Origin of the sequence: Aporhodopirellula aestuarii (assembly GCF_023701485.1) — a bacterium.
Classification (GTDB): domain Bacteria; phylum Planctomycetota; class Planctomycetia; order Pirellulales; family Pirellulaceae; genus Rhodopirellula; species Rhodopirellula aestuarii.
In genome coordinates this window covers 60,398-80,403 of sequence record NZ_JAMQBK010000029.1, presented here as the reverse complement: position 1 = coordinate 80,403, position 20,006 = coordinate 60,398, and the positions used below count along the sequence as shown (strand labels likewise).

The window sequence follows — 20,006 nt, the reverse complement described above, 5'->3', positions numbered from 1 at the left end:
AAGCACCCAGTCAGCAGGAGTTGCCCAGCAGTATTCAGGGACTGCCAGCCGAATCGAGAATTGCCAGATTGGTGTCTTTCTGACTTATCGCTCTTCCAAGGGCATGCGTTCATTGATCGCGAACTCTACTTGCCCAAAGCGTGGTGCGATGACCGTGCTCTTTGAACAGTCAAAGCAGGAAACGGGCTTGGACGAATATGAAGTTCGCAATTGGCATGCGTAGTGCCGTCACATCACTCTCTCGATGTTCGCTCATGCGATTCTCTGCACTGTTCGCAGCCACGAGAATTCACTTGATTAAAAAAAGCGGGAACTCTGATTCCGTTGACCGTACCAGAAGTTCGTCGCCTCTTGGTGCGTCTCGTGTTGCATCGGATCAATGACACTCAGCATACGCTCGAATTCTTCTGTTGGAGGAGCCTTCATCAGGCCAAAGCAATGATCTCCCACTTCAAGACAAGAGGCTCTCCCGTTCCTCCATGAAGAAAGTGCGCTTGTAGATACGAGGAATGCTGTTGCGATGTCGCGTGTCGGAGCGAGGCAGCCGGAACAGGTTGAGAACCCCTGAAAATGATCATTTTCAGGTTTGTGGCAGAAATATGCTGAAACCGCTCGACTCTCATGCCCAGGGGGGGCACAATCGATAATGTAGGAAGCCCTGTTTTGTGCGAGCATGAAACACGCGGCATTCAACCTGTCGGTGTCCGATCGAATGCCATTCCTGCTAGCGAATTTTTCGCATGCAGTGCCGTCCGCAACTCTCTAACCATGAGTGCTGGAATGAGCCGGCTATCCAAATTTGTCTCGCGACGTCGACGACTGTTCGTCGAAACTCTGGAACAACGACGTTTGTTGGCCACCTACACGGTCAATTCGGCCGGTGGAGACGGCGACAGCTTTGGGGATGACGGGGCGTGCGATACCGCGTTCAACCCCAACACCACACCACCGACGCCGGCCAACAATGTATGCACCCTGCGTGCCGCGCTCGAACAATCGGCGATCAATGGCGGTGGCGATACGATCATTTTCGCAATCCCCGGTGACGCGAACTTTGTACCGGAGATCCCGGGCGGGTTAGGAATCGCGGCGAACGTCACCTTGGACGGTACAACTCAAGCGTCGGGCCGCGTCATCATTCAAGGCAACATTGTTACCTTTGGCGATGGTGCCACGGTGAAAGGCCTCTTCGTTCAAGACACGTTCACCGTGCCGACGAATAACAATACGATTCAAGATGTGATTGCTGAATCACTGCATGTGCCGGGCAACGGCAATCAAATCGGCGGCACAGGCACCAACGACTCGGTCGTCGTTCTCGCCGGTGGACTATCGATCACGGGAAACACGAACGTCGTCGAAGGCAGTTTCATCGGTTTCAATCCTGAAACGCAATCCGTCGACGCGAATCCTAACGCCGCTGGCATCGCTATCCTCGCAGGCACCGGTCCGACCAATACGGCAACCGGCAACCGAATCGGTGGTTCGGCACCTGGAGCCGGCAATGTGATCGGTGGCTTCAACATCGGCATCGACGTCGGAAGCATCTCCCTCAACAATCCTGTTGCGGCGGCAGGCAATATTATTCAAGGCAACTGGATCGGCATCGATCCCTCGGGTGCTCCGATACCCAATGTCACCGCGGGCATTTCTGTCCAAGCCATGGGTGGCAATCAGATCGGTGGAAGCGAGGCAGGCGAAGGCAACGTGATTTCGAGCAGTGGGATCGGAATCCGTTTGCTGGAGAACGCGTCCAACAATACGATCCAAGGCAACTTCATCGGTACCAATGTCGAAGGCACCGCAGCGCTGCCTGATCAACGTGTCGGCATCGTACTGGACTCCCAAGGGCGCCCTCCCTTCGGCCCTTCGTCGAACGTGATCGGCGGCACTGATCCGGGAGCAGGAAATGTCATTGCGGGCCACGCCGAGGCAGGAATACGCATCAACAATGGTCCGACACTCAACACCATCGACGGCAATCTGATCGGACTGAGTGCATTCGAGGACCCGCTACCCAATGGTATCGGGGTCGATGTTTTGTTCGCCGGCGCCAATACCATCGGTGGCCCGGTCGGAAACACCATCTCCGCCAACCAGACAGGCATTTTGATTGCCGGATCAACCTCTGCAGCCAACAAAATCCAGGGCAATCGGATTGGTACAAATATTGATGGTGATGTAGCCATCGGAAACAATACTGGCATCCTGATCAATGATGCCCCCGGCACCCTGATCGGCGGACCGATCTCAGAAGGTTCATCCACAATCCTTGGGAACGTGATCAGCGGATCGATCGCATTGCCCGCGGAGAATATCTTTGGACATGGCATCTTCATCGCCAACTCGAATGCTCGCAACACGGTAGTGCAGGGCAATCGTATCGGCACCAACGCCGCCGGTGATGCCGCGCTTCCCAACGCGGGTGATGGTGTCTTAGTCGTCAGCGCCAACGGAACTCATGTCGGTGGCGACGGAGGTGGGTTGGGAAATCTCATTTCGGGAAACGGTGGCGACGGCGTCACGTTCTTTGGTGCTTCGGCGGCTCCGGTCATCATGGACGCCGTCATCGAAGGAAACATGATTGGCACCAACGCGTCTGGTGACGCGGCCATTCCGAACGGAGCCAGGGGCGTTCACCTAGACAGTAATATCCAAGGCACGCGGGTGGGCGGTGACAAGCCGGGGATGCGAAACCTCATCTCGGGGAATGCCGCCGATGGCATCATCATTTTCGGCAATGCCGCCCAAGAAAATGAGATATACGGTAACACGATTGGACTCGACGCTACCGGGACAGAAAGGATCCCCAATGGCGAATCGGGCATTCTGATTCAAGACTCTTCGAACAATCTCATTGGCAAAGTCATCGACACCGATGTGCATGGGAATCTGATTTCCGGCAACAGGGCCGATGGACTGCGGATCGATGGACAGCTAGCGACAGGAAACCTCGTGATCGGAAACCACATCGGTGTCGGCATCATCGGCGACGAGCAACTCGGTAACCGCGACCACGGCGTACGGATCATCGACGCCCGCGACAATCGCATCGGCCCCTACGCCAACGTGCCCGTGGGATCATTCCCGACCGCCGGCAACATCATTTCCGATAACCTCGATAGCGGGATTCGTATCGAAGGATCGGCGAGCGGAAATCAGATCCTGGGTAACGGCATTGGGACCGCTGCACTCGGGTTCGTAGATGAAAAACTTCTCGTGCTCGGAAATCTCGAAAACGGAATCGATATCGAGGACGCATCCAACAATTGGATCGGAGGAAAGCCGACCGTTGCGATTCCTGCATCGGCGAGCATCCCCGAAAAAGTCGCAGGCAATGTCATTGCCACCAACAGTTTGGATGGCGTGCGGGTCACCGGTGAGACAGCCATCGGCAATCGCATCTCGAACAATTCGATCTTCTTAAATGGCTCTCAAGGTATCGACCTCGGACCACCTGATATCACCGACAACGACGGAGCCGAGGGCCAAGGATTCCCCGATACGGACACCGGACCGAACCTCCTGCAGAACTTTCCCGTGATCGAGGATCTCCAACCATCAGCCGATCGATCCACGATTCGGTTAGTCAGCCGCTTGGAAACCACGCCCAATAAAACGTACACAGTAGAAGTCTTTGGAAACTTTCGACGTGAAGTTGCCGGACAGGGACGCATCCCGCTGACGACGATCGATGTTGCCGTCGGACCGACCGGCGTTGCCAACTTCACCGTCGACGTGCCGGCACCACAACCGGTCCCGTCACGCGGTGGTCAGCGGGCAAACTCCTTTGCGATGACGGCGACGGACCCGGATGGCAACACCAGCGAATTCTCGGCGTCGGTGTCAGCCCCCGAATTAGTCATCGAGGATCTCGACTTCACGCTCGAAAAGATCTCGTTTGAGAATGGCGCCTTCCTATTTCGTGACACGATTATCGTTCGCAACGAAGGCGGACGCGACGCATCAGGAGTACTCGTTCAATTCCGCGACCAGGATGGCAACACACTCGGCCCCGTGGATCAGGATCAGTTTGTCAACCTTCCCGCGCCGCTTGATGAGCCGATCGATGTCATGATCGATATCGAATGGGACATCACCGATATTTTGTTAGATTCCGGCGGCAGCAAGAACCTGCAACTGATCGCCACCATTGATCCCAACAACACAATCAAGGAACTGGTCGACGACGTCGAAAACAACACGCAAAGCGAATCTCTCTTCGTCAACATCCGTCCGGTAATCAAAGAGTCGGATGTCAAAACTGAATACAAACCGGGAGCATTCTTTGCGGGAGTCAATCTGGAAAACGACGTCATTGTCGAGGCGATCGATTGGAACGGAAATTTGCCGGGTGACGATCTCGGCGCAGGTGTTACGCGAACGCTCGCTTTCAACGCGGGCACCGCAACGCAATCGACCATAATCTTCGGCGCCAGTACGCCGCCATTCGAATACACCTTCGACATCGGCGAGGACCTCTCGCCGGGGACCACGCTCGTGACGTTGACGGCAACGTCCTTTTCGGACTTGCCCCCCACTGTATTCGGAATCAACTACACACAGATCGAGAACCCCGCGTGGATCGGCGACACCTTTGTCACTGTCGAAGACGTCGGCAACGGCCCCTATGACAAAGTCGCGAAGTATCACGCCGGTTTCGGCTTCCCCGGATTCACTACCGACGGATTCTTCGAGCTACCAGTTTCGGTGAAAATCGGAAGCGGCAACCTCGGACCGGAAATCGGATCGTACCAAGTAGATTTGGACTTCCGGAGTGATGGGATTGCAACGTTGACGGGCACCGCACCTTGGTCAGGCGTGATCGCGGGACGAAAAGTGCTGCCGGAAGTGGATGTGGAATTGAGCGGTACTGCGCGCCCCGCCAATGGCACACTCGAAATCGTCGAAGTGTCGACCACAGTGAGTTTGGCGGGTGATGTGGAAACCCCATCGGTTCCGCTTCCGCCACCGGTCAGCTTCCTCAGTGCACACGGGGAACTCAGCGGATCTCTGAACGCCACGCTATCCGTTGCAGAGAGCTTTGATGGCACGCTTGATTGGCAACCGGCGGGTTTTGGAATCGGCGTCGGGGCTGCCCTCAAGATCTCCGCCGGATATCAAGGCCTCGCCTATGCCGAAGGCGGTATCGGCGGCAACATCAATGCCAATTTCAACCTGCCCGCGACCCCCTGTCTACTCGATTCCGTGACGTTGCAATTCGCCTTGACCGCCGAGGTCCAGGTGCTCGTCGCGACCGCATCCTATGAATTCAATTTCCCCGATCCTCCGTTCATGCTTGCCGGTTGTGGCGGCGGAGGCAGCGGAGAGCAGATTGCTGCGTTACTGGCCCAGGGCGAGAACGTCACCCCCACGCTCAAACTGGCCCAGAGCACCGCGGGGGAACACTTCGCAACACTCACGAACGACGGCTTACCCGATATTCGCTATCGCTACGCGGCGCCCTCACTGGCCGTGCACGACGACGGCACGAAAACTCTCGTATGGGTGGACGAAGATCCAACCAAACCCGTCGAGGGTCAACTCGAAATCCTCGCTGCTCGCGAAGTCGATGGCGTTTGGCAAACACCCCAAACGATCACCGATGATGGCTTGATCGACGTTCAGCCGACCGTTTCACTGATGCCTGACGGAACACCGGTCGCGGTTTGGTCTCATGTCGGAGCATCGATTGTAGACCCGCTGAATCCGGACCCCTACGCGTTGCTGGGTTCCATGGACCTCTTCTATTCGACCTTTAACGCGACTGACGGTTTGTGGTCGGCTCCGGCGCTGCTGACGTCGAGCGTTGGGATGGATTACCTGCCGCGGCTGACCCCAACAGATACCGGCGTGGCCGCGGCATTCTTGACGGACGTAGACGGTGATACGTCCCTGTTCCCCGATGACGGAAAGACAATCGACAGCACACTCCGAATCGTTGAATTCGACGGTACCGACTGGACCACTCCCGCAACGATTGCCTCCGGGGTGGACGCGACCACGGCACCTCAGGCGATACTTGCCGATTTGGGCGACGGCGTAGACGGGCTGGCCGCTTGGGATAGCGGATCGCTCGACAGTGGACCGGGGATGCGAGTCGCCATCAGTCGTGGTGGAACGTGGCAACCCACCCTGTTACTGGCGGACCAACCCGAGGCGGTGACGCCCCAAATCATTAAACTTCCGGGATCCGATGCGGCAGGATTGGCTTGGCTGAACGAACAGATCTCCGATGGACCTCGTCCCGAAAACACCATCGACGCGTTGTATTATGCGACGTTTGAGAACGGACAATTGGGAACACCCAACCTCGTCGCCAAATCAGCGGGAATCTCCGATCCTGTGATGACGCTGGATGATTCGGGACGCGTCGTCATCGCATGGATCGAATCGTTCTCCAACGCGGTCGGTATTGGCTATGCGGTGCAAGACGTCGACGGAGTCTGGGGAAGCCCGCAGAGGCTCTCGACCCCCGATGGCCAGTTGCCATGGTGGTTACTTCCCTATGTCGAAGATAACGCACTCCATGTATTGAATATCAGTCGCACGATCACGACCAACATTGGACCAGGTCAGGGCGAACATATCCCTGGGGACACGCCGATTTTGACGACGCCCTCGCTGGGTCAATCGACGGCACTGATCGCCCCCGACCTTGTTGCCTCAGCGTTGACAACTTCTTCACCCGCGCCCGGAACGCTTCGCGTCTCGTCCACAATCACCAACACCGGTGATTTGGCCAGCACGGCGACCACCGCTCACCTGGAGGCCGATGGAACCGTATTCGGCACCGCGATCAACATCGGAGCCCTGGCGCCAGGGGAATCGCTGGACGTCATGTTTGACTGGAGCGAACCGGCCAATCCCCTAAGCACCGTTGAACTGTCCGTCGTAGCTGATCCCGATAACACCGTTACGGAAAAGAACGAGTCGAACAACACAGCGTCGATTCAGAGATTCTTGCCCGACCTAGCTTCTAAAAACGTTGTTGCCAACCTTGACGGCGAGGACATCGTCGTTTCCGGAGAAGTCATTTCGACCGGAGATATTCCCAGTGGCGTTGACGCAGTTGTTCGACTGATGCTTGATGATCCAGACAACGGCGAAGTCTTCGCTGAAATCACCGTAGGCTCACTGACCGTAGGCGGAGTGTCCGCATTCTCCTTCACCATCCCCAACGCCCGCACGCGATTGGGCGGTGTACGAACGGGATACATCATTGTTGACGCAAACCATGCCGTCGCTGAACAAAACGAGCGGTTCGACAACATTGAAATTGTCGCGCTGAACCCTTTCCGGTCGTGGACAAATCCGGACGATCCATTCGATGTTGAGGGCACCAACGGACATACCGCATTGGACGCTTTGGTCATCATTAATGAGCTCAACCGAAACCGAGATCGCAAATTGCCGGTTCCTCCAACGCCGAAACCCTTCTATGACCCCAACGGCGACGGATTCGTCACCGAACTCGATGCGCTGGTTATCATCAATCAACTCAACCGCGAGTCTGCGGCAGCGTTTTTCGGTGAACCCATCGTCGAGACATCCGAACTAAGCTCGGCTCCCCAAACCGTTGCCCCCGAATCCACCCGAACGGAGCCTGCTCCGCAAGTCAGTTTGCTCGTCCTGACTAAAAAAGAGACTCCGGATGTCATCGAGCAGCTCGCCGAAAACATGCATCTTCCATCGAAATGGATCAGCCGAGCCGCAGTCTCAGACCGCGTGCTACGTGAACTCCTACTGGATGCGGAGGAGGGCTGGTCATCCCGTCCCGCTGATGAACGGTGGCGTCCGATCGACTCTGATTGGATACGGGAACTCACGGAGCTCAATTGATCGAACGCCCTCACGGCGTGCCGTCGCTATTGGCAACTCGGAAAGGCAATTCGGGCAATTCGGTGCCACGCATCTTTCATCTGATGATTTGACGTTGTGGACTCGTAGTGTGCTCTCCGAAAGCGTACCTATCGCGACCTCTATCCGTCGTCTTTCAATGTGATGTCGCAGTTTTTCCATCAACTGAGAGGGATCGCATTGATCGGCGCAGAAGATGAGCCCATTGCTACCGGCGTTTCAGAGTCGAGCAGCCATTGGAGCTAGATAAAACAGGCAGATGCGGAAGCTTGGCCTTGGTGATGATGCTTGCCACAACGTTTCGCGTCGAGGCGCATCGAATCGGGCGAACCGACACAGCTCGATTTGCCAAAATACTTCTGCCAATTCCAAACAAGGTCTCGCCACATCGATGCGTCGATTCCGAGTTGCGTCAGTGTGCTTGCAAGCGAACTAGGTATCGCTGCCGCCATTCCGTCGATGTTCTGTTTCGCTGTCCAACGCAGCAGCCTCAGGTATTCGCGCACCGACACCTGGAGGAACCCTTTGTCGCTCGCTCGCACTCCGTCTCTGTTTACTTCCGCATCACCGGATAGTTTGTCGGGCGACAGCGTCAGCGGCGCCAACCAAGCGTCGCGTTTGATCCGCTTTCCTGTCGGATTGCGTTTCTTGGCTTTCCGTTGCTCGCGTAGTTCATCAACAGGCGTTTCACGGATCTGTTTGGCCGCTTCCTCGGTAGGGACCGGTTTTAGGTCGAACGCCGCGGAATCGATTCGTTTGCCTTGGCTCGCCTGAATGCGGTCAAACGCTGATGTGTGCGGAGCCTTCTCGGGATCTGACGTCATTGCAGCACGAACCGGATTGAGATCCACGTACATGCTGCACGCCAACAACCCGGCCTCGTCGACAATCCGCTGAGCCTTGAATCGTCCCTCCCAAAACCGGCCCGTACATTCGTCCTGCTTGTTGGCCAAGCGAGAAATCGGTTCGGCGAGCGACCGCATGAACCAGGAGATATCCGACATTCTCAGTCGAATTTCAGCGATCCGTTCCGAGTTTGCGGCTAGCACTTTGACTTCATGCTCGGTCGGTTCCGCGAGATGCTCTTCCATCCGCCGTCCAGGAAAAACTCGTAGCCATCGGATCGCAACCTCAGCGTCACTCCAACTGGCGACCACGTCAGGACGATTGCGCAAGATCACATGCAAGTGGTTGCTCATGATGGCATACGAGAGCACATCAATGCCGAAAACCGAAGCAAGTGCCTCCATTCTTCGGCGAATCCACTCTTTTCGATACGAGTAGTCCTTCCCCGTCGCAGCATCAACACCAGCGAGAAACGCACGCCGCACGCATCGCTGGACGGCATGGACAATACAGATCTCTCCCGTCTCAAACTGTTCTTCTCGATTAGGTCTCGGCATTTTTCCGGCTCGTGGAAAGAGAAGTGTTGCTGATTAAGTGTACGCATCACCCATCTCGGGTCAACTACTAGGTGGGTGGCACCATCTGGGAGCGGGTCAACTAGTAGGTGGGTGGCACCATTTGGGAGGAGGGTTGGTGACGTCAATTTGTTTTGGGGATTGCCGGGCTCACTTTTCTCCCCTGTTGCGTCGCGTTTTGGTGGGCGTCAGGATAAGTAAACGCCGGTGCGATTGGGGCGACTGACGTGGATGCCGTTTTGGGTCGGGGGATGACGCAATGCTAGCACGACTGAAAACATTCACGTTGCTCGGGATCGAGGCGATGGCGGTGGATGTCGAGGTTGATATCTCACCCGCCGCCATGCCCAAAACGATCCTCGTTGGGTTGCCCGACACGGCCGTCAAAGAGTCCACCCACAGGGTCGAACGGGCGATCTCCAACAGCGGTTACATCCGGCCGCATGACCGCGTTGTCATCAATTTGGCACCGGGTGATCTCCCAAAACAAGCTCCCTCGTTTGACCTGCCGATCGCCTTGGGTGTGCTCGCCGGAAGCGGACAACTCGATGCCGAGCGACTCGAAGACTACGCCGTGGTCGGCGAACTGGCCCTCGAGGGAATCACTCGTCCGATCAAGGGAGTATTGTCGATCGCCATCGAAGCGGCCAAAGATCAATCACTCAAAGGACTGATCGTTCCGGCAGAGAACGCTCCCGAAGCCGCAGTCGTCGAAGACCTCGAAGTCATCGCGGTCGATTCTCTGGCACAGTGCGTCGCCTTCTTGGCCGGCGAAATCGACATCCCCGCCGTTCCAAGCCGTATCGAAGAATTGTTCGAACGCTTCAGCGAATACGACGTCGACTTTGCCGACGTTCGCGGCCAAGAAATGGCCAAACGTGCGATGACGCTCGCAGCCGCCGGACGACATAATCTGCTGATGATCGGGCCGCCGGGGTCGGGCAAAACGATGCTTGCCAAACGCATCCCGACGATCCTACCGCAGTTGGTTCCCGCCGAATCGATCGAGACGACGCGGATTTACAGTGCTGTCGGCCAATTACCGGCGAAGCAGCCGTTGATCGCAAAACGCCCCTTTCGATGCCCGCATCACACGATCAGCGATGCGGGTTTGGTCGGAGGCGGCAGCCCGCCTTCTCCCGGCGAGATCAGCAAAGCTCACAACGGGATTCTGTTTCTCGATGAACTGCCGGAGTTCAATCGCAAGACGCTCGAGGTGATGCGGCAACCACTCGAAGACGGCATCGTGACCATCTCACGTGCACTTCGAAGCACCACGTTCCCCGCCGATTTCATGTTGATCGCGGCCGCCAACCCGTGTCCGTGCGGGTACCGCAGCGATCCGCGACGCAGTTGTAATTGCACGCCACCCCAAATCGAACGGTACATGGGAAAGATTAGTGGCCCCTTATTAGACAGGATCGACATTCACATCGAAGTGCCCGCGGTCCCGTTCGAGGAATTGTCGGCAAAAACGACAACGAGTGAGAGCAGCGAGATGATGCGGGAAAACGTGATGCGTGCCCGCGAAGCACAAAGCGAACGATTCCGCGATAGTCCAGTAAGATACAACGCCCAAATGACGAGTCGCCAAGTGAGGCAGTACTGCGAATTGGAACCGGCCAGCGTACAATTGCTACGTGCGGGCGTCGAATCGCTAGGGCTCTCCGCTCGGGCACACGATAAGATCCTACGGGTGGCGCGAACCATTGCCGACATCGCGGGCAGCCACCGAATCGGTGAAGAACATCTCGCCGAAGCGATCAGCTACCGAAACCTTGACGCCGATTTGTGGGTATAGCAACTTAACGATGAAACTCATTTCGCTCTGCTGCAATCATTGCGGCGCCCCCATCGAAGTTCGCAAGTCGGCCAAGTTCGTCACCTGCGGATACTGCAACGCCCACCTCGCGATTCATCATACCGGCAGCAGTTACTCGACCGAGCTGTTGGAAGAAATCAAACAAACGACGAACGCACTCGTGCGCGACGTCGAAATGCTCAAGGGCGACTCTGAAATCGACCGACTCGACCGCGAGTGGGAACGCGATCGCCGCGAACTCATGGTCACCAATAAGAACGGCAGCGAGAGCGTTCCCGAAAAAGGGGTAACAGTTGTCGTGGGAGGCTTTGTCGTTGCCTTTGGCATTTTCTGGACGTTCGTAGCTGGAATCGCGTTTCCACCGATGGCGTTGTTTGGAATCCTATTTGTCTGCATGGCAATCTTCGGGATCATCTCAACCTGCAAAAAGGCCGATGACTACGAGCGACGCAAACGGCGATACCATGAACGCCGCCGTCAACTAATCGCTGAACGAAATCGGCGCCACGTGGCCCCAACTCGATCACACGAAACAAGGACTTAATATTCGGAGTGCCACTTCCGGAGTTTTTCACGGACAACGCCCACAAATCTCTCTTCAACCCCACCCACCTTTCCGTAAAAACAGGCCTATCAAGATTGAGACCAACCAACAGGTTTGACCGTTCGAGGCCCCATCAGCTCCCAAGTCCGCTGGTCAGCGTCTGGTGCCTGCGGATCCGTCGTCCGTTGTTTCCTGGTAGACCGACGCACACCAACGACGCCGTAACCGCCCTAACCAGAACGACTTAACTCCGATTTGGTATCGTCCTGGGTCGAGGATGCGAACGTTGGTCCGATTGTTGCGTATTAGATGAGACAGTATTGAATAGCTGCCGAAATGGCGGTTGACTCCATTTGGATACTTTTCCGAGCGGGGTCTCTCCTTTCACTTAACCAACGAACAAACCACCGATGATCTATTTCCTGTTTGTGCTTCCTCCGTTTTTGCTCGGGCTCTACGCCCAGTGGAAAGTTAAGTCGTCGTTCGCGGCGATGAGCCAAGTGCCAGCGAGAATGTCGGGAGCTACCGCCGCCCGGCGGATGCTCGATGCGGCTGGATTGCAATCCGTCGGCATCGAACAGGTTCCTGGCCAACTATCGGATCACTACGACCCGCGGTCCAAGGTATTGCGATTGAGCCCGGACGTTTATGGGGGACACTCGATGGCGGCGCTCGGGGTAGCCTGCCACGAAGCTGGCCACGCCTTCCAAGACGCGCAAGGGTACGCCCCGCTGGTCGTTCGGAACCTCGCCGTTCCAGCAGCAAACTTTGGTAGCGGCATCGGCGCGACACTCTTGTTCGTGGGAGCGATTTTTTCGTTCCCAGCATTGATGTGGGTCGGCGTGGCCTTGTTCTCGGCTGTGGTGTTTTTCCAAGTCGTGAACTTGCCGGTTGAGTTCAACGCATCGAGTCGTGCCCGTGAACACTTGGTCGAGTACGGCTTGATCACCGCACAAGAAGAAAAGTACGTCGCCAAGGTCCTCAATGCGGCTGCTCTCACCTACGTCGCGGCGACTTTGCAGTCGATCATGACACTCGCCTACTACCTCTACATCCTGACAGGACGTCGTGATTGAAAAGCGACCGGTCACGCCTCCTCCCCGTCCTGACTACTTTTCAGCCCTCGATCCGCCCGAGTCGTTAGCGACAAAGGCGGACGGGCCTCAAGGCAGTTTGCCACTCAGCGACGAGATCCTGCGCGAATGGACCAGCGGGGATCTCTTCGGTCTAACGCAAAGTGTCGGCATGGGATTCGACCCGCGCCGCGTGCTCGGCGATCAGTATTTGATCATGAGCACGCAAGGGGGCGTCCGGAATCCCGACGGCACGCCCGTGGCACTCGGCTATCACACCGGCCATTGGGAAGTTGGCCTGCTCGTCCGCGCCGCCGCGGAACAGATTGAGACGCACGGCGGCGTCCCGTTCGCCGCGTTCGTCAGTGACCCGTGTGACGGTCGAACGCAGGGCACGCACGGCATGTTTGATTCGTTGCCCTATCGCAACGACGCCGCGATCGTGATGCGTCGATTGATCCGTTCGTTGCCCCAACGCAAAGGCGTGATCGGCATCGCGACGTGCGACAAAGGACTACCCGCCATGATGATGGCGCTCGCGGGAACCGGTCATCTGGCGAACGTTTTGGTTCCCGGCGGCGTGACCTTACCACCGACAATCGGCGAAGACGCTGGAAAAGTGCAAACGATCGGCGCCCGTTATTCGCGCGGCGAAATGTCGCTCGAAGAAGCTTCTGTTGCGGGATGCCGCGCTTGCGGGACTCCCGGTGGCGGGTGCCAGTTTCTCGGCACAGCGGCGACAAGCCAAGTCATCGCAGAAGCACTCGGCATGACGGTTCCGCATGCGGCGCTCGCTCCGAGTGGACAACCAATCTGGACCCGTTTGGCTCGAGATTCCGCTACGGCCGCTGCGGCGATGCACGCGTCGGGGATCACGCTAAGCGATATCCTGACCGAAGCAGCGTTTGAAAACGCGATGCGAATGCACGCTGCGGTCGGGGGCAGCACCAATCTGTTGCTGCACATCGCTGCGATCGCCGCAGCGGCGGGAATTCGACGTCCCAACGTGGATGATTTCTCGCGGATCAATCAACAAGTTCCCCGGTTCGTCGACTGCCTCCCCAACGGCCCAGTGGGCCATCCGACGGTGCAATTTTTCTTGGCCGGTGGAGTCCCCGAAGTCGCGTTACATCTCCGCCGGGCAGGATTGTGGAACACCGACGCGAAGACGGTTTCCGGCATGACTTGGGACGAGATTCTCGATGCGTGGGAAACATCACCACGGCGAGAGGTATGTCGTGAACGATTGCGATTGGCCGACGGCGTGGACCCCGATGACGTGATCATGTCACCTACCGTGGCCCGCAAAGCAGGACTGACGAGTACTGTATGTTTCCCCAAAGGAAACTTGTGCCCAGAAGGCTCCGTGATCAAAGCCACCTCGATCGACCCAAGTGTGATCGATGAAGACGGCGTGTACCGCAAGCGAGGAAGGGCACGCGTCTTCACCACAGAACGTGACGCGATACGCGCGGTGAAAGGGCAAACGGATTCGCCGATCGAATCGGGCGACGTGATCGTGCTGATCGGGCGTGGCCCCATCGGATGCGGGATGGAAGAGACTTACCAAATCACGTCTGCGTTAAAGTACCTGTCGTTCGGCAAAGAGGTCGCGTTGATCACCGACGCGAGGTTCTCCGGCGTTAGCACGGGCGCCTGCATCGGACACGTTGGCCCAGAGGCACTCGCGGATGGTCCGATCGGACGTGTCCGAGATGGGGACGTGATCGAAATCGAAATCAACCGCAGCACTCTTGAGGGACACGTCGACCTAGTCGAAACCCATGACGGCGTTCTGCCGACCGAGGCTCTTGCCACACGTTCACGCCATCCTCATCTGCAAGTCGATGCGGCGATCCCCGACGACACGCGACTCTGGGCGGCGTTGCAACAGATCGGTGGCGGAACCTGGGGCGGGTGTGTGTATGATGTCGATGAAATTCTGGCAACGCTCGAGGCGGGCAAGACGGCTCGCGAAAACACCAAAAGATAAAACGATGAAAATGGACGATCCGGTGGCATACTCACCCAAAGCGATCGAGCGAATCGGCGACACCGGCATTCGAATCACGTGGAGTGATGGAGAGGTGACGCAGTGGACCGCGCAGCAACTGCGCAACGCGTGCCCCTGCGCAACATGCCGCGAAAAACGCGGCCAACTTCACGGCGATGATGAGGTCGCGGAATCGACTCAGAAGGCCAAACCGATCGGGCTGCCCGTACTCAGCGCCGCCGAAGCTCGGCCGACGCGAATCGAAGGAATGCAACCGGTGGGCACCTACGCGTACAACATCGCATTCAGCGACGGGCATCACTCAGGACTGTATACGTTCGCAAGATTGCGACGCGAAGACGACTGAGTGACCTGCGACAACCGTCGAGCTACTTCCCAATACAAAACCGGCTGAACACTCGGTCGAGTAGATCGTCGGTGTAGACTTCTCCCGTGACGTCGCCGATCAGTTCCGCCGCGGAACGTATTTCGGTGGCGACGAGTTCATGCCCGGCTTGCGTTTGCGTCGCGTCAATGGCGCGCACAATCGCGTCGATCGCTCCCATCAACGAACCACGACATCGGGCAGCGGTACCGATCACGCTGCCTACTTCCGTCGCGTCGATCCGCTCGGCGGCCGCGGCAATTTTGTTGCCGAGTTCACTCATGCCGGTGCCCGCTAGCGTGCTGATCATCATCGACTCAATCCCCATCGAGCCGAGAACATCGATCCATTTGGGAGGCTCCGACACCAAATCCGCCTTCGTCAGCAACACCCAATTCTCGATCGATTTTTTGTGAGGTTGGCGGTCCGTGATCATCGCTTGCAGATTCTCCAGCGCAGATTCTGGTTCCTGACTATTGGCGTCAACACACCACAAGCACAAATCGGCACGGGACGCCGCTTCGATCGCTTGTCGCTGGGCCTTTTCTAATACCGCCGCGTCGGGATCGTTCGCCGCCCGCCATTCAATCCCGGCTGTGTCGGTTACTCGAACCGAATATCCATCGACTTCAAACGAAACGGAGATACTGTCGCGAGTCGTACCGGCTTGTTCGGTAACGATCGCGGATTCAGTTTGCGACAAGGCGTTCAGCAAACAGCTCTTACCCGCGTTGGGAAGCCCTCGCAAAACAATTTCAAGTGAGGACGTCGAGGCCGAACGTTCGCGAAGTTGTTCACTCGTGCGGCCGAGCAAGTTGCGGAGTTGTTCGAGCCGATCGATCAGGTCGGCATCCTCAATGAACTCAATGTCTTCATCGACGAAATCCAGCCCCGCTTCGACATCGGCGAGCAGATCGAGCAACTCCCCGCGAGCAGTCTGAAGAGGGCGTGAGAGATTGCCGGCGAGTTGCGAGAGAGCCTGATTCAGCGTGCCCGGATCTTCCGCATCGATAACCCCTAACACCGCTTCGGCCTGCGGCAAATCCAGTCGTCCCGCCAAAAAGGAACGCATAGTGAATTCACCCGCACGCGCCGCGCGGCCTCCGGCGGCGATCAACCGATCGACCACCGCATCGAGAATCGGCAGCGACCCGATCAGGTGCAGTTCCGCGGAGGGTTGCCCGGTGTAACTCCGAGACGTCGGCCACAACATCACGTCCACATCGATCTCGCCGAGCAAATCGCCCAAATCGAGACGAGACGGATAACGCCGCGTCCGACGGTCGGCCAATTCACCCGCGATCAAATTCACCCGCTGCAGAATCGCAACGACCTGCCCGCCCGACATCCGCACAATTCCGCGGGGGGCCGGAGCGAGCGGCGAGGCGACTGCGATGATCGTGTCGTCCAGAGTTAGGTGGTTAATGGCGGCATACCTGTACGGGCGCGAACGTGATTGCGGAGAACGAACCGCGTATCATCGACGCCCGCCGTCAGGTTTGCAACGCGTAATCCATTTCGCCTACGCAGTCCGCAACTCCCAGCTCCCAGCTCCCAGCTCCCAGCTCCCAGCTCCCAGCTCAGATCGCGTTTAGCGGCCACCACCGTCTTACGGCGCCACCAACGTTTCAAGAAACGCGATCAGGTCTTGCCGATCTTCGTAGGACGACGAAAGAAACCGGTCTCGCGTTCCCGCGGCTTCCCCGTCATGCATCGCGATCGATTCAAGCAGAGTCTCCGCTCGACCATCATGCATATAAGGGGCCGAATCACGCAGTCCCCACAGAGGAGGCGTTCGCCATTCTTGGTTGAAGTTGGTCGGCTCGATTTCCATTCGCTCATAACGATCAATCCGCGTAGCGACACTACGAGACCTCTGCCGAGCGACGGAGTTGTTCTCAGTATCGGGATTGAGTGCCGAGTCGATCAAACGAAACGACACCAACGTCTCTGGTTGACTCGGAGAAACAAAATCGAACGAATTTGGCGATCGGTAACTCCTAACCGGCGAATCCGGTAACACGTCAATATTTGTTGGCTTGGCGACGGGTAAAGGTAACAAAGTCGCCGGTCCATAGTACGGCGTCCGGCCTACGACGGAACCGGCCGCATACGTACTGTCGACTTCATTATCCATGATGGTTCGTCGCACCACGTAAGGCTCAGCATGATTCAGATCGATTGATTCGCTTCCCATGTCATGCAGCAACAGGTCGCTGTAAATCCCTTTGGCGACGCCCATATCACGGACATGGCATACCGCACAACCAACGCGATTAAAGACCGCTTCGCCGTTGCGGACCGAAGCGAGGTGAGCCTGATCATGCGTGACATACCGTGTCGGTGCCGGCAGTGCGGCGACAAACTGCGTCAGCGCCTCGACCTGCCCATCGGTGATATCAAACGAAGCGTTGCTGTACGCTCGATTGGTTGCGTCATCAGACTGTTTTTTACGTCGCGTTTGCAGTCCCATCTCGTTCGCACAAGCCTGATCGTTGAATTCGAACAATGACGCAACGTTTGCTCGCCACCCAAATTTGCCGTAACGGCCATCGGGGAGTGTTGAGGGTCGGCCGCTAATTTCAGGGTGCTGTTGTTGGATACGAACTTGTCGATCGAGCAATTTGTCCGGAACGCGGTCAATCAATCCGCTGCCAAAAAGTGCGGTCGTGTTACGCCCATACATGCGAGCGGTGATGCGAACTTGATAACCATCGATATTCTGCTCAAAGACGATTGGTGACGCGTTGGCGATTCGCACTTCCGATGCATCGATCGGGCCTCCTGATTCCGAATAATCGGCTGAGGTAACCAACGTCATGGCATCATGAAGTTTGCGAGCCACGTCCGTGCCGCCGTGATGAGCCAGCGGCAAGACATTGAGGATACTTCCCTCTGCGATCACAAATCCCGGATGGAAACGCGAGATCATTTCGGCCAGTCGCGCGCTCGTTAATCCGCTCCCTTGAATCTTGATCGACTCGATCCCGATCGATTTGGCATTAAATTCCGCTTCGCCACCGCCGCCGACACCGCCTTGTCGATGGCAGGTCGCACAGGACGTGGCATTGAACAACGGCCCCAAACCATCACTGCCGAGGGCGGGGTTCTGCGACTGCCACTCATGCTCGAATAGCTGAGATCCGAGCAAAAGGGCATTGGGAGCCACCGCCGACGCGGTCACGGGAACCATCGCCAAAACGAGACAGCAGAGAAACCGTGAGTTCATTTTTGCACCTGTCGTATCATCGTGATCGAACGAGCGGGAGGTTCGCCGTCACGAATCGGGTAGGGGTGATCCTTCGAAGATCGGAAAAACAAGTAACGAGCACGACTTGGTCGACTCAGATCGAGCGGACGTTCGTTGTGGCGTAGCAACCAAGCCGCTAACTCACGGTTGGTAACTTGGCGAATCGGACTCTCGCTGAGCGCCGCATCCAAATCCTTCCAACCGAAACCACGACGTCGGGCGATGGCGGATACCGGGGCGAGTTGCATTTCGCCACGTTCGGATAGCAGTGGTAAGCGAATTTCCAAAGCGAACGGATGTTGTTCACCAAGTTGCGAAATCCATTTGCCGAGCGATTCATCGCCTTTTGAATCTTCTCCTGGGTGACCGAGTGACATCACTTGCCGATCCCAGACGATTTCGATCAAGTCCAAATAGACGCTTTTCAAATCCGCTCCGGCAAGGAAGGGTGTGATCGTCAAGGTCCACGGCATCCGTGTCGCCGAGTGCTGCTCCAGCACGATGAGCCGTTCAAAATCACTCAATTGTGTTAGACCAAAACGCAATTGAACGTCTTTGAGGTAAAGGGTTTGTAGTTGAGCGGCAAGTGGACCAAAACGAACCTTGACGTCTTCGGTGAATCGTTCGTTGTCCTCGATCAATCCCGCGTCATCCTGATCGGGCGATTCACCCATCGCGATTAACTGTCGATCGAGTTCCCTCTTCCACAGCCGACTCATGCGCTCGCGATTTCGGTCAGCGATCTGCTTCGTGAAATCGCTCGGCTGAGTTACGTTTTGGCGCATCCATCTCCGTGTGTCTTCGGCATCACCGAGCAAACGAGAGAGCTCTTCATCACTCGGTATACCAACGAACAATTCGAGTATTCGATAGTCACCGTCGGTAACCACCACGACAGCCCGCCCTGGTTCAATCACTTTTTCACCGCCAGTCAAGATTGGCGGTAAACCGACCGGCCAATGTTGCCAGTACACAGGAGCGGATGAATGAAATAATCCCGACGGGATTCCCGAAACAGCCTTCAAGAACGGCGAACGACACCAACACAACTCACCGGCAGACGTGCGTCGCGACACCTTCCCTTCCGCCCATTCGGTTGCGACATCGTTCGTGATCAAGACCACCACTAACGCATGATCGAGATTCTCGTCGGGCAATTCGCTCAATGGTGGTAACCACTGATGCTCGACTGCCAACGCGACCTGACAGAGTCCGAGACTCATCACCGAGAGCAATACCCCCGCAACGCGTTGCAATAACAAATGACAACTACGATTTCCCACGAGATCGTCCGCGTCCGCAAGTGACAAGAGTGAAAACAAACCGCCCCATTCGCTCTATTTCGACACACTGCAAGCCGTTTGACCGGCTTCGTACTCAGTCAGCCCCGTGTACTGAGATGTCGGTTACTAAGAAACAAGAAACTTAGTCACAACACATTGCCTAGCCATATTGCGTTGGAAACCCTTTGGTATATCCGATGCATAGAGCCCAGTCAAAATAATTCCGACGCATGTCAAACAACAATACAGACGTCCACATAAGCGTGGCTTGCGATGATGTCATCTAGGGCCTCGCGCAACGACAACACCATGTTTCAGTCTCTGTGATCGAGACAATTCTGACGAACGTATAGATCTCACGTTACGGCTTCACTT

General features: G+C 56.7%; 10 protein-coding genes and 1 pseudogene. 7 read left to right on the top strand and 4 right to left on the bottom strand.

From position 1 onward, the window contains the following. Positions 1-4 precede the first annotated feature (4 nt). A pseudogene (locus NB063_RS10860) lies at positions 5-156 on the top strand (transposase); the annotation flags it as partial. Between the two features lie 624 nt (positions 157-780). After that, entirely contained in the window at positions 781-7,842 is a 7,062-nt protein-coding gene (locus tag NB063_RS10855) for a CARDB domain-containing protein (RefSeq protein ID WP_250928755.1), read from the top strand. Between the two features lie 260 nt (positions 7,843-8,102). On the opposite strand, the gene NB063_RS10850 is transcribed toward NB063_RS10855, so the two are convergent. Continuing rightward, entirely contained in the window at positions 8,103-9,263 is a 1,161-nt protein-coding gene (locus tag NB063_RS10850; RefSeq protein WP_250928754.1) for a transposase, read from the bottom strand. A gap of 277 nt (positions 9,264-9,540) precedes the next feature. On the opposite strand from NB063_RS10850, the gene NB063_RS10845 reads away from it, so the two are divergent. The 5 genes from NB063_RS10845 (at position 9,541) to NB063_RS10825 (ending at position 15,080) form a co-directional block, all read left to right on the top strand. After that, positions 9,541-11,082, top strand: a complete 1,542-nt coding sequence (locus NB063_RS10845; RefSeq protein ID WP_250928753.1) for a YifB family Mg chelatase-like AAA ATPase — start codon at positions 9,541-9,543, stop codon at positions 11,080-11,082. A 10-nt stretch (positions 11,083-11,092) separates the two neighbouring features. Beyond that, positions 11,093-11,647 carry a hypothetical protein gene (locus NB063_RS10840; RefSeq protein ID WP_250928752.1) on the top strand — a complete coding sequence of 185 codons (555 nt, stop codon included), beginning with the start codon at positions 11,093-11,095 and terminating at the stop codon, positions 11,645-11,647. Between the two features lie 410 nt (positions 11,648-12,057). Then, on the top strand, positions 12,058-12,723 hold the full coding sequence (locus NB063_RS10835; RefSeq protein ID WP_250928751.1) for a zinc metallopeptidase: 666 nt from the start codon (positions 12,058-12,060) through the stop codon (positions 12,721-12,723). Then, positions 12,716-14,713 (top strand): YjhG/YagF family D-xylonate dehydratase, encoded by a 1,998-nt coding sequence (locus NB063_RS10830; RefSeq protein ID WP_250928750.1) that lies wholly within the window; start codon positions 12,716-12,718, stop codon positions 14,711-14,713. Before NB063_RS10835 ends, NB063_RS10830 begins: the two co-directional genes overlap by 8 nt. Positions 14,714-14,717: 4 nt before the next feature. Continuing rightward, the gene (locus NB063_RS10825) at positions 14,718-15,080 is read left to right on the top strand and encodes a DUF971 domain-containing protein (RefSeq protein WP_250928749.1); all 363 of its coding nucleotides are present in this window, start codon (positions 14,718-14,720) and stop codon (positions 15,078-15,080) included. Between the two features lie 22 nt (positions 15,081-15,102). Here the strand turns inward: NB063_RS10825 and NB063_RS10820 are convergent, their stop codons facing one another. The 3 genes from NB063_RS10820 to NB063_RS10810 form a co-directional block, all read right to left on the bottom strand. Beyond that, a complete protein-coding gene (locus tag NB063_RS10820) occupies positions 15,103-16,446 on the bottom strand; it encodes a tRNA modification GTPase (protein WP_250928748.1) in 1,344 nt (447 codons plus the stop codon). 261 nt (positions 16,447-16,707) lie between these two features. Next, positions 16,708-18,327: a di-heme oxidoredictase family protein gene (locus NB063_RS10815; protein ID WP_250928747.1), complete on the bottom strand. Its 1,620-nt coding sequence runs from the start codon at positions 18,325-18,327 to the stop codon at positions 16,708-16,710. Further along, entirely contained in the window at positions 18,324-19,631 is a 1,308-nt protein-coding gene (locus NB063_RS10810; protein ID WP_250928746.1) for a hypothetical protein, read from the bottom strand. Before NB063_RS10810 ends, NB063_RS10815 begins: the two co-directional genes overlap by 4 nt. Positions 19,632-20,006: the final 375 nt, after the last annotated feature.

What these genes read in the sequence shown, in the direction of transcription:
- NB063_RS10855 (WP_250928755.1), top strand. Translation starts at nt 781, where the DNA reads ATGAGCCGGCTATCCAAATTTGTCTCGCGACGTCGACGACTGTTCGTC.
- NB063_RS10820 (WP_250928748.1), bottom strand. Translation starts at nt 16,446, where the DNA reads ATGTCGGGCGGGCAGGTCGTTGCGATTCTGCAGCGGGTGAATTTGATC.
- NB063_RS10835 (WP_250928751.1), top strand. Translation starts at nt 12,058, where the DNA reads ATGATCTATTTCCTGTTTGTGCTTCCTCCGTTTTTGCTCGGGCTCTAC.
- NB063_RS10825 (WP_250928749.1), top strand. Translation starts at nt 14,718, where the DNA reads ATGAAAATGGACGATCCGGTGGCATACTCACCCAAAGCGATCGAGCGA.
- NB063_RS10840 (WP_250928752.1), top strand. Translation starts at nt 11,093, where the DNA reads ATGAAACTCATTTCGCTCTGCTGCAATCATTGCGGCGCCCCCATCGAA.
- NB063_RS10850 (WP_250928754.1), bottom strand. Translation starts at nt 9,263, where the DNA reads ATGCCGAGACCTAATCGAGAAGAACAGTTTGAGACGGGAGAGATCTGT.
- NB063_RS10845 (WP_250928753.1), top strand. Translation starts at nt 9,541, where the DNA reads ATGCTAGCACGACTGAAAACATTCACGTTGCTCGGGATCGAGGCGATG.
- NB063_RS10815 (WP_250928747.1), bottom strand. Translation starts at nt 18,327, where the DNA reads ATGAACTCACGGTTTCTCTGCTGTCTCGTTTTGGCGATGGTTCCCGTG.